12 protein-coding genes are annotated in these 10,882 nt (G+C 37.2%); 1 reads left to right on the top strand and 11 read right to left on the bottom strand.

The genetic code is table 11. The annotated features are described in order from the left end of the window. A partial coding sequence (locus ABH968_RS02255; RefSeq protein WP_370042154.1) for a helix-turn-helix domain-containing protein occupies positions 1 to 417 on the bottom strand: 417 nt, incomplete at its 3' end. A 288-nt stretch (positions 418 to 705) separates the two neighbouring features. On the opposite strand from ABH968_RS02255, the gene ABH968_RS02250 reads away from it, so the two are divergent. Further along, positions 706 to 885: a hypothetical protein gene (locus ABH968_RS02250; RefSeq protein WP_370042152.1), complete on the top strand. Its 180-nt coding sequence runs from the start codon at positions 706 to 708 to the stop codon at positions 883 to 885. Between the two features lie 185 nt (positions 886 to 1,070). Here ABH968_RS02250 and ABH968_RS02245 read toward each other — a convergent pair whose 3' ends face one another. From ABH968_RS02245 to ABH968_RS02200, 10 genes are all read right to left on the bottom strand, one after another. Then, positions 1,071 to 1,607 carry an NADPH-dependent FMN reductase gene (locus tag ABH968_RS02245; protein WP_370042150.1) on the bottom strand — a complete coding sequence of 179 codons (537 nt, stop codon included), beginning with the start codon at positions 1,605 to 1,607 and terminating at the stop codon, positions 1,071 to 1,073. Positions 1,608 to 1,771: 164 nt separating this feature from the next. Next, the gene (locus tag ABH968_RS02240) at positions 1,772 to 2,020 is read right to left on the bottom strand and encodes a DUF2164 domain-containing protein (RefSeq protein ID WP_370042149.1); all 249 of its coding nucleotides are present in this window, start codon (positions 2,018 to 2,020) and stop codon (positions 1,772 to 1,774) included. Between the two features lie 750 nt (positions 2,021 to 2,770). After that, positions 2,771 to 2,995 (bottom strand): hypothetical protein, encoded by a 225-nt coding sequence (locus tag ABH968_RS02235; protein ID WP_370042147.1) that lies wholly within the window; start codon positions 2,993 to 2,995, stop codon positions 2,771 to 2,773. A 15-nt stretch (positions 2,996 to 3,010) separates the two neighbouring features. Continuing rightward, complete coding sequence (locus ABH968_RS02230) at positions 3,011 to 4,132, bottom strand: Nif3-like dinuclear metal center hexameric protein (protein WP_370042145.1); 1,122 nt, start codon at positions 4,130 to 4,132, stop codon at positions 3,011 to 3,013. 1 nt (position 4,133) lies between these two features. After that, entirely contained in the window at positions 4,134 to 4,826 is a 693-nt protein-coding gene (locus ABH968_RS02225) for a tRNA (adenine(22)-N(1))-methyltransferase (RefSeq protein WP_370042144.1), read from the bottom strand. A 181-nt stretch (positions 4,827 to 5,007) separates the two neighbouring features. Further along, the gene (locus tag ABH968_RS02220; protein ID WP_370042143.1) at positions 5,008 to 5,358 is read right to left on the bottom strand and encodes a c-type cytochrome; all 351 of its coding nucleotides are present in this window, start codon (positions 5,356 to 5,358) and stop codon (positions 5,008 to 5,010) included. Positions 5,359 to 6,036: 678 nt separating this feature from the next. Beyond that, positions 6,037 to 6,600 carry a hypothetical protein gene (locus ABH968_RS02215; RefSeq protein WP_370042141.1) on the bottom strand — a complete coding sequence of 188 codons (564 nt, stop codon included), beginning with the start codon at positions 6,598 to 6,600 and terminating at the stop codon, positions 6,037 to 6,039. A 252-nt stretch (positions 6,601 to 6,852) separates the two neighbouring features. Beyond that, entirely contained in the window at positions 6,853 to 7,980 is a 1,128-nt protein-coding gene (gene rpoD / locus ABH968_RS02210) for an RNA polymerase sigma factor RpoD (RefSeq protein WP_370042139.1), read from the bottom strand. Between the two features lie 32 nt (positions 7,981 to 8,012). Continuing rightward, positions 8,013 to 9,845: a DNA primase gene (dnaG, locus tag ABH968_RS02205; protein ID WP_370042137.1), complete on the bottom strand. Its 1,833-nt coding sequence runs from the start codon at positions 9,843 to 9,845 to the stop codon at positions 8,013 to 8,015. A 207-nt stretch (positions 9,846 to 10,052) separates the two neighbouring features. Next, positions 10,053 to 10,865: a pyruvate, water dikinase regulatory protein gene (locus tag ABH968_RS02200; RefSeq protein WP_370042135.1), complete on the bottom strand. Its 813-nt coding sequence runs from the start codon at positions 10,863 to 10,865 to the stop codon at positions 10,053 to 10,055. Positions 10,866 to 10,882 lie beyond the last annotated feature (17 nt).

Genomic DNA, 10,882 nt, shown 5'->3' with positions numbered 1-10,882 from the left:
TTCAAGTGCTTCGGTAGAGCCTTCGACTGGTGATTGTTTCGATTGTTTATTGAATTCTTTTTTCATGGATGGACGCCCCTTTTTCTTTGATTGAAGGGCATTTAATCCTTGAGTTTCAAATTGCTTTCTCCAAACACTAATTGTTGAAGGGGCAGGTATTTTAAAAATCGCTGCCGTTTCGTTTAAGGACGTACCGTTTTCAATCATAAAATTTAGTACATCCATTTTAAACGTTAGTGTGTAATTTGTATATGGCTTAATAAAAGCTTCCGCACCATTGTATTCATATTGCTTAACCCATTTAAAAATTGCCTGTTTATCAGTCCCCAAAGATTTAGCTATTTTATTAGCACTTTCATTTCCATTTAAGTAACGCTCAACTGCTTGTAATTTATCTTCTACAGTATATTTAGCCATAGAAAAACTGCACCTCCAATTGTTAGATGTGTCTAACAATTGGGGTGCAGTTCATTGTTAGGAGTTTTTTGATACAGACATTATTAATTAGTTTTATTGCATTTACAACTACTTGTCGCTGATTTCTCATAAAAGCCAGCTATTGTATGTATTTCACTACTGCTAGAATCATTCAATATATTCCGGGACACGAAATAAATTCGCTTTGTTTTGACCATTTTACGCCGACCTTCTAAAAAAGGAGTACACTAAAGAGGTAGAAATACTATACTTTCGGAGGCATTTAACATGGATACAAAAGCAGCAGATATTAAAAATTTAATGACGTTAGATCTACTTATTCAAATTCTAGAGGAACGCGGGATTATGACAGATCGAGAATTAAAAGAACGTCTTACAAATAACGTTAAGCTTTCCTCAATGGATGCAGATTTAAAAGAAAAGGTCATTGAAGAAATAAAACATTAATGAGATGACATTTCGAAAAAATGGGCCGCTTCCTAAGTAATGAGTTTACTTTAAGCAGCCCTCTTTACTTTTTTATATTTGCACCATTAGCTCCTTCACTAAAGAAACAACATACTCAGCCATATGTCTCTAAATGCATAAAAAAAGCAATATGCACTTTTAATTGTACACACTGCTTAAGGCCCTTATCGAATTGTTTTTAATGCTGTTGCCCAAGGGATAAGTTGATCTAGCATTTGATTTACTGAATCTGCTTGCACATCTTTTGGTTTAAATACTGTGCCGTTTTCGAAATCTGTAAATAATGATAAAGCAGGATGGACTCGAACATCTGCAACTAATAATTCACCAAGAATTCCACGTAAATGTTCAGCAGCTCTTGCACCGCCAACAGAACCGTAAGAAACAATGCCTGCCGCCTTATTATTCCATTCCACTCGCAAGTAATCTAATGCATTTTTTAATGCCCCAGTAATGGAATGGTTATATTCTGCAACGATAAATACAAAACCATCACATGCAGCGACTTTTTGTGACCATGTAGCTGCCCCTGAAGCATCTCCACCTGGCTCACCTAGAAGTGGTAATTTAAAATCCGCGATATCAATGATTTCATATTCCGCATCTCCGCGTTTTTCAGCTACTTCCTTTACCCATTCGCCAACTTGTGGGCTTAAACGACCTTCACGCGTACTACCTAAAATAACCCCTATTTTCACCATGTTTTGCCTCCTTGTTTTATCCCTCAAAGTGTAACCGAATCATTACTTTCATCAAATTGAATAAAATCGGCTCTCTTAGCCATGTTGTACAGGAAACAGCCACTTTATTCAAAGGTTAGATGATTAATTAGCATCTTTATTATTTACTTTGAATCAAACTAAAATTATTTTATTTTAATAGGTCTTTCTAATGCTGCAAGTTCATCCTCAATTGATGCATATTGTCTCTCTACAACATATTTGGCATCCGAGATAGCTACATTATAAATATGCGGAGCAATATTTTCCTTTATAAAGTCTAATACTCTTTCTGCTTCAAATTCTGTAATATCCTCATCACGATTATTATAGAAAAATCGTTGAATATCAGCTATTATTGTTTCTTGTTGTTCTTTTGTTAAACGAATAAACAATCCAAAACTCTCCTCTCATAGCAATTTATACTCACTTATCATAACACTCTAAAATTAATCCATGCATACACAAAAAGACTGAATTATATTAAATACTATAATTCAGTCTTCATATTCCGTATTATGTCAATTGTATTAAAGTTTCACAATAAATTATGTTTGGCTCTTCGGCAAAACGAGGGGTTGATTTCCGTTCCGGCTGGGCGCTTTCCTGGGGGCGTCCGATGAGCCGCTTCACTCGCGAAGCTCGCTCCAGGGTCTCATCTGTGACGCTGATCCCCAAGGAGTCGCTCAGCCTCCACTACAATCAACCATTTAGCATGTATCTATTGGCATGTTACTCTAATTAATAATGATACAACGAAACAGCGACGGCATCTTTGTGCGAAATCTAAGCGTTAGCAATAATAGGTTTACAATTGCGTCACTGTTATAAGTCTTTTCTGTTTGATTATGGTGAATAGTAATAGTGTTCACTTTTGAAATGAATAAAATTTATAAAAGTTATACGCTATTGCTGATTGGAGTGGAAGGCTACTCGACTCCCGTGGGAAAGCGAGACAGGCGAGACCCTGCACGGAGCGCAGCGGAGGAAGCGGCTCGACGCTCGCCCACAGGAAAGCGAGTAGCCTAGAACGGAAATCACCCTCATTTTTAGAGCACAACATTCACAAAGATTTCCTTAAGCGTTTTGTTTTCTACATAAAAAAGCTGAATTATATTACATACTATAATTCAGCCTTGTTATTATTACTGTTTACATTTAAATGAATAGTTTGTTGATAGAAAATTCTTTTCCTTAGAGACAATGGCTTCTCCACCATCTTTTTCACATTGCTCGGTCATAGCATCAATTTTTTTGGCATTTATCGTATTCGTCATAAATGTCATACCTACCCCAAACACAGCAATTAGTAAACCAATCATAATCCATAACTTGCCGGCTTTATTGCCAGCAGGTCTTTCACTCGCCACAACTATTCCCCCCTCTTACACGAATAAAAACGGTTCTGTATGAATAGTAGATTGGACAAATTCAACAGAATATTTTTTATCCTCACACATTCTCGCCATCTTTTTAGCTACTCCTGCAATCATCACTTTCTCCACATGATGACCTGGATCTACGATTTGTAGACCAATTGCTTGAGCGTCCTGGGCTGTATGGAAATACATATCTCCCGTTAAAAATACATCTGCCCCAGCACGTTTCGCAGAATAGATATATTTATTGCCGTCGCCACCGACAAGCGCAACTTTTTTCACCTTCGACTGTAAATCCCCAACAACGCGGACAGCAGGTACGTCTAGCTGCCCCTTTACAAATTGCGTAAATTCATGAAGAGTCATTTCTTGTGGTAAATAACCAACTCGGCCTAAGCCCATTACATTCGTTTGCTGGTCTAGGCGAATGAGATCATAGGCAGGTTCTTCATATGGATGCGCGTTTAACATTGCCTTTAATACACGATTTTTTATGGATTCTGGAAATACTACTTCTACCTTCACTTCTTCTTCAACATGTAATTCACCAATAGAACCTACATGTGGATTTGCGCCTTCTAGTGCACGGAAACGCCCTTCTCCCAATGTAGTATAACTACACGCTTCATAATCTCCAATACGACCTGCTCCTGCCTTTGATAATGCCTCCCGTAAATCATTGGCATTTGCAGTCGGTATAAAAACTGCCAGCTTCAACATATTTTCCGCATATGTTTCTTCTAAAATAGAACGGTTTTCAAGCTGTAGAGCATCTGCTAGTAAATCGTTGACACCACCTTCAGCCACATCTAGATTCGTATGTGCTGCATAAACGGCAATATCATTTTTTATAAGCTTTTCATATAAACGCCCTGCTGGATTGTCAGTACGAATATTCGAAAGTCGTCTAAAAATCGGTGGATGATGCGCTATTATTAGCTCACATCCTTGAGCAATAGCCTCCTCAGCTACTGCTTCATTAACATCTAATGTGACTAATACTTTACTTACAGGTTTATTTAATGTGCCGATCGCAAGACCAATTGGGTCATTTTCCATACAGGCTAGTTTTTTAGGCGACCATGATTCGAACAATTGTATAATTTCCTGACCGTTAACTGTTTTCATCTCACAGAACCCCTTCCACTAAATTGAGTAGAGCTACTAACTCTGCACGTTTTTCTTCAATTTCAGGTGTTTGATCTGCCCCTTCAATGGACTTTAATACACGCTGCCAATTTTCTTTTTCACGTGACCATTTTTTTATAAATGATGGTGATTTTCGTTGCATTAATTTCGGACCAAATAAAATTTCCGGTTCCGTTAACGTCATTGAGCTTCTTTGCAATACAAGAATTTCATAAATTTTTTCGTCTTCCTCTAAAATCTCTTCGTCCTGGATTGCCCAATTATATGCTAATGCCCATTCGCGAATCACTTTTGCATGAATATTCGGCTGCAAAATAAGCCTTGTTACCCCTTGTAATTTTTCTGGATGCTTCTCCAAAATGGAGACGATAAGAGGTCCACCCATCCCAGCAATAGTAACTGTATCTACGTGATCAGCTTCTTCCACTGCTGCCAAGCCATTTGCAAGTCGTACTGTAATTTTTTCTGTTAAGCCTTCTTTTTTCACTTGTCCAACTGCTGATTCAAATGGTCCTTTCACAACTTCTCCCGCTATCGCATAAGAAGCAATACCTTTATGAATTAAGTAGCATGGTAAATATGCATGGTCACTGCCAATATCAGCTATAACCGCACCAGAGGGTACATATTTTGCTACTGTTTCTAATCGCTTTGATAATTTTTGTGCATTCATTTTTTTTACCGCCTGTCTTAAATAGTGTCCATTCTTAGTATGTATGATGTCGTGAAAAAAAACAAATGGAGTTGACTCAAATTTTTGAGCAACTCCATTTTTCATTTACTGAAATGAAGATAAATAAATTGTAGCTGTACCGATTACGATTAAACGCTTTCAGTACAGCTACTTTTTTTAACTATTTTAGAGTTGAAATGTACTTAGCGATTTCTTTTGCTTCCGCTTCAGTTTTCATTCCAGGTTGCATAGGAGTTCCTTCGATACCGTTAGTTAAAACGTCAACGATACGAGCCTCATCTAAGCCATGTAAGTTTGGCCCTACAGAACCAGTTAAGTCAGCAGCGTGACAGCCAATACAAGATTGTACTAAAGCTGAGCCGTCATCAGTAGCTTCTGTCTTTTCGCCACCGCCTTCTTTTTCAGCAGCAATCTCTTTTTTGTCTCCTGCACCTGTTAAAGACATGAAGAAAATAAGACCAATACCAAATGCAAGAATTAAGATGTAAGGAACGACTGGATTGTTTTTCATATGTTTCCCCTCCTCATTGTAAATCTACTTCTATGATAATATAGAATCAGTCAACATCTAATATTGTACTTCATTAACCATGAAACGAAAAGACTATTCGCTAAGTTTTCCTTTGTTTGTAACAAATTCGACATTTCTGTATCTTTTGGATAAAATATGTCTTGAAATCACCAATATTTGGACTATCTATTACCTTTTTAGCAATTAAACTTCGTTTCCTTACATGTTGTTATCTTTCCTCTCTTTACGCATCATATACCAAGAAAATCAAAATAACTTATTGATATTTGCTAATAGAATAAGCCATAGCAATAAGTCCTATTATCATGGCTCATCACCATAACGTATGGTTGATTTCCGTTCCGGCTGGGCGCTTTCCTGGGGGCGTCCGATGAGCCGCTGATCCCCGAGGAGTCGCCCAGCCTCCACTCCAATCAACTTATATATATTGCATACATTAAAATAAAAGTCATCCACAACTTTCGGTAATGAACCATTAATATTCTATATTTTCCAATATCAGCAACACAATACTCAGATTATTGTTTTTAGTCGTCAGCAATTTACATGGGATAAATTTCGAAATCACATTTTGATAAAAAAAAAGAATCTGTAAGCTATATAAAAGCAAACAGATTCTTGTCATTTGTCAGCGAAACTAATTTACAAAGGGAGTTCTTATAATAAGTTTATGATATAATAGCTAATCAGTGCTAGTAAACCTAGGACACCTGAGACCGTGAAATAAAGTAGCTTCATTTTTAAACCTGACCAAAGCCAAACCCCACAGTTTGCTGCAATCAAGCAAAACAACACAATATTATTTCCATTAAAATATGTAGTGTAAATTCGAATAGACATACTAAACAATAAAATAGCACCTAACAAATGGAAAACAGGAGCTAATAAATCATTTTTTCGTGCCATTCGAAACGCCGTCCGAAATAATATCAAAGCAGCTATTCCAACGACAACCGTTAAAATTATCATTAAGGATGATATTGTAAAGTAAATAGAAAGTAGAGTAATCATAGCAATACATATACCCGCAATTACAAGTAGCAGTTTTCTCTTTTCAGAAGGCAATATTGCTTGTTTATGATGTACTGGTTCTAACTCCTCTAGATCCGCCCCCTCTGCATACAGAGCCGCTAAAAAGTCACAGTAATGCTCTGGTAATAGCTTATTCTGCTTCCAAAACAAAATCTCATTCAAGATTATTTTTTTTCGAGGATTTGTCATAGTTTTTGCTCCAAACATTGCTTTATAATGGTTGTTATTACAATTTTATCTCAAAATATTCAAAAACACATCTGTATAAAGTAGCAAAAATATGAACATCGCCTCATTCTAATACACAATATAAACATTTCCGAAACAATATTTTCTTTTGATAGACTTTACTTACACGAGTATTCTCCTGATTCAATAGTAGCATAAAAAAGGGCTACCCAATTAGTCATCACTAATTAGATAGCCCTAAACTGTTTGTTTTTATTCTAAGAAGTCTTTTAAACGTTTGCTACGAGAAGGGTGACGTAGCTTTCTAAGCGCCTTAGCTTCAATTTGGCGAATACGTTCACGTGTTACACCAAATACTTTCCCTACCTCTTCTAATGTACGTGTGCGACCATCATCTAAACCGAAACGTAAGCGAAGGACATTTTCTTCACGGTCAGTTAATGTGTCTAACACATCCTCTAATTGCTCTTTTAACAATTCATAAGCTGCATGGTCAGATGGAGATTGAGCTTCAGAATCCTCAATAAAGTCTCCTAAATGTGAATCATCTTCTTCTCCAATTGGTGTTTCAAGAGATACTGGTTCTTGTGCAATTTTTAAAATTTCACGTACTTTTTCAGGTGTTAAATCCATTTCTTCCCCAATTTCTTCAGGAGATGGCTCGCGACCTAAGTCTTGTAGTAATTGGCGTTGTACACGAATTAATTTATTAATTGTTTCTACCATATGCACGGGAATACGAATTGTACGTGCTTGGTCTGCAATTGCACGTGTAATCGCTTGGCGAATCCACCATGTTGCATAAGTGGAGAATTTAAAGCCTTTACGGTAGTCAAATTTCTCAACAGCCTTGATAAGCCCCATATTCCCCTCTTGAATTAAATCAAGGAATAGCATTCCACGGCCAACATATCGCTTTGCAATCGATACAACAAGACGTAAGTTCGCTTCTGCTAGGCGTTTACGTGCTTCTTCGTCACCTTGCTCAATACGTTCCGCTAATGCGATTTCTTGCTCGGCAGAAAGTAAATCAACTCGACCAATTTCTTTTAAATACATACGTACAGGGTCATTTATTTTAACACCCGGTGGTACACTCAAATCATTTAAATCAAAAGTCTCTTCGCTTGCTTCTTCTTTCATTAAGCTTTCTTCTTCAAACTCTTCTTTTCCAATGATTTGAATGTCTTTAGCCTTTTCAAGATCCTCAGCAAAGTGGAAAATCTCTTCGTTCTCCAATTCAAAAGGCGCTAGTTTCTCTGAAATTTCTTTCATTGAAATTTCACCTTCTGATTTTGCTTTTTCTTGTAGTATTTTTTTTGCTTCATCTAATGTAATTTCTACTTCTACCTCTTTTGAACGTTCTGACTTGTCCGCCATAAACCTTCCTCCTTCTAAACAACCGAATCGGATTAAATCGCCGATAACGATTTTCTTAAATGAATAATCTGTTGGGCGATTTCAAGTGCACGCGCATACTCATGCATCTTCTCCGCTTCCTTTGACTCATGCATCTTTTGTTGAATTTCTTGCTCAATTCTATATTTTTGCAGCTGACGTATTGAGTCTGTGACCTCTGCCTCTGCTTGGTCGGGATCCCGTTCCGCTAAAGCCGCTTCCATTACAATCTTACGTAATTCAGAGTCATCCAATATCTCAACAAAACGCTGATAATCAGGATGACCATATTCTTCATAAAATCCTACTAAGCGAACAAAAACTGCCATATAGGCATCTCGTGCAAATGGATCTTTTTGCTCACTACGTAATACCCTGTCCACTACATCTATATTATGAAGCATATGAGCCAGTAATAAACGTTCGGCACGTTCACCTGCGTCCATAGGCTTGTGTTGCTGAGTGACCGGCATCGAAGGCGTTGGAACAGGCATTTCTACTTTTGTAGAACGCACCTGATTTGCCTCTAGCTTTCGGAATTGAGCATAAATCGCTTCTTCCGAGATGTTTGTTTCATTCGATAGCTGTCTTATATACAGATCTCGTTCAACTGGTGATGATCTACCTACCAGTTGTTCAAGAACTTCTTGAATATATTGAAGCGTATCATTTTCAAACTGAAAGTTCTTATTTCGTCTAGCATGCATCATCATAAAAGCAATATACGCATGAGGGTTTTCCAAAATTTGTTCTTTAAATGCTTGTCCACCTAAACTACGAATGTATTCATCGGGATCTAGCTTATCTGGTAACACCGCAATATTGACTTTCATACGTTCCGTTTGAAGTAACTGTGCCGCTCTTTTTGCCGCATCAAAACCTGCATTATCACCGTCATAGCAAATCGTAATCTGCTCTACTAAGCGCTTTAGCTTTGTGATATGCTGATTCGTAAGCGAGGTGCCCATTGTTGCTACAGCATTCGTTACGCCAACAGAGGTTGCTGCTAAAACATCCATAAATCCTTCCATCAATACTACTTGACGATTTTTTCTAATTGAGGTTCGTGCTTTATCTAGGTTATATAGCACTTCACTCTTTTGAAAAATTGGTGTTTCTGGACTATTTAAATATTTTGCCTCTTCACCAGTCGATGCAAGGATTCGTCCTGAAAATGCTATAATCTTACCGTTCTCATCACGAATAGGAAACATAATACGCCCTCTAAAACGATCAAAATAGCGTTCTTCTCCTTCACGCTTGATAACTAAACCACTTTCCGCGATTTCTTGTAAGTTATAACCTTTTCTTTCAAGCAATATCGTTAATGCATCAAAGCTAGGAAGAGACCATCCAATGCTATTAGATTCTATAAGTTCCCTTGTAAATCCTCTTTCTAGCAAATAATTTAAAGGTTCTTCACCATCTTCAGTATTTAACAGTAAATGATGAAAAAAATCTGCTGCAAAAGCGTGTGCTTCTTTCATCCTTTCTTCCGCTTTAGATACCTTTTTCGCTACTTCAGGTAAACTTGGCCCAATATCTAAATGTATGCCAACACGTTCACCAAGTTTCACGACTGCGTCAGGAAAAGAAATACCCTCTATATCCATCACAAAAGTAACGGCATTACCGCCTGCACCACAACCAAAGCAATGAAAAATTTGTTTGTCTGACGACACAGAAAAAGATGGCGTTTGTTCTCCATGAAATGGACAGAGGCCAAACCAATTTCGCCCACGCTTTGTAAGCTGCATGTATTCGCTTATGACATCAACAATTTCCGATTGTGTGCGAATCTGTTCAATCACTTCTTCAGGAATCTTCCCTGCCAAATCCATCACCATCTTTAAATTACGTTATAAAACACAATTCGCTATCCGATTTAAAAATCCTTTATTTCTCGACAAAAAAATAGGATTTTTCTCTTAATAAATATTTTTACCACAATTTTATTATTATAAAACAAAAATCAGTTTTTATCTATACTATTTTCACAACCGACTCAAAAAAACCGCCTCTTACAACCGAGGTGGTTTATCATCATTCGTTTCTTATTTACAGTTCGAGATATGCTCAATAATGACGTTCGCTGTTTCCTCAACAGCTTTGTTTGTCACATCAATAACCTTACAACCGATTTTAGCGACAATTTTTTCAAAATGCTGGATTTCTTCGAATATTCGATTATGCTGCGCATAGATAGCATCATCATTCAATCCAAGAGATATTAATCTCTCTTTTCTAATTGAGTTTAATTTATCAGGAGAAATAATTAAACCAAAACATTTTTTCGGATCAATTATTAATAGTTCTTCTGGTGGCTCCACTTCCGGTACTAAAGGTACGTTCGCTACCTTATAGCGTTTATGTGCTAAATATTGTGATAACGGTGTTTTAGAGGTACGTGAAACACCGACTAGCACAATATCAGCCTGTAATAGACCACGTGGATCTCTACCATCATCATATTTTACTGCAAATTCAATAGCTTCAATTTTTTTAAAATAATCATCATCTAGCTGGTGAACAATCCCTGGTGCTTCTAAAGGAAACTCTTCCACAAAAGTTGCCATTGTTTTTAAAGCAGGCCCTAAAATATCGACAGCATATATCTTTTCTTGCTCACACAGTTCCTGTAATATCGATCGCATTTCCTGGCGAACAAGCGTATACACAATAAATGCCTTTTGTTTCGCTGCAAGGCTTACAATTTTCCGAATGAGCTCCTCTGATTGTATATGAGGAAAACGACGAATTACCGTGTTTTCCAAACCAGGTCGAAACTGGCTAATAACTGCTTTCGCTACTTGATCACCAGTTTCACCAACTGAATCAGATACTACAAAAACCCGTAGTCTTTTCATGCTGCTCTCCTTCAAAT

Origin of the sequence: Lysinibacillus sp. RC79 (assembly GCF_041262405.1) — a bacterium.
Taxonomy (GTDB): Bacteria; Bacillota; Bacilli; order Bacillales_A; family Planococcaceae; genus Lysinibacillus.
Note: the sequence above shows the minus strand (reverse complement) of the source record. Positions and strands in the feature narration are given on the sequence as shown.

Excerpts from the sequence above, each read along its gene's own strand:
- ABH968_RS02250 (WP_370042152.1), top strand. The coding sequence starts at position 706 with ATGGATACAAAAGCAGCAGATATTAAAAATTTAATGACGTTAGATCTA.
- ABH968_RS02245 (WP_370042150.1), bottom strand. The coding sequence starts at position 1,607 with ATGGTGAAAATAGGGGTTATTTTAGGTAGTACGCGTGAAGGTCGTTTA.
- ABH968_RS02230 (WP_370042145.1), bottom strand. The coding sequence starts at position 4,132 with ATGAAAACAGTTAACGGTCAGGAAATTATACAATTGTTCGAATCATGG.
- ABH968_RS02225 (WP_370042144.1), bottom strand. The coding sequence starts at position 4,826 with ATGAATGCACAAAAATTATCAAAGCGATTAGAAACAGTAGCAAAATAT.
- ABH968_RS02220 (WP_370042143.1), bottom strand. The coding sequence starts at position 5,358 with ATGAAAAACAATCCAGTCGTTCCTTACATCTTAATTCTTGCATTTGGT.
- ABH968_RS02215 (WP_370042141.1), bottom strand. The coding sequence starts at position 6,600 with ATGACAAATCCTCGAAAAAAAATAATCTTGAATGAGATTTTGTTTTGG.
- rpoD (WP_370042139.1), bottom strand. The coding sequence starts at position 7,980 with ATGGCGGACAAGTCAGAACGTTCAAAAGAGGTAGAAGTAGAAATTACA.
- dnaG (WP_370042137.1), bottom strand. The coding sequence starts at position 9,845 with ATGGTGATGGATTTGGCAGGGAAGATTCCTGAAGAAGTGATTGAACAG.
- ABH968_RS02200 (WP_370042135.1), bottom strand. The coding sequence starts at position 10,865 with ATGAAAAGACTACGGGTTTTTGTAGTATCTGATTCAGTTGGTGAAACT.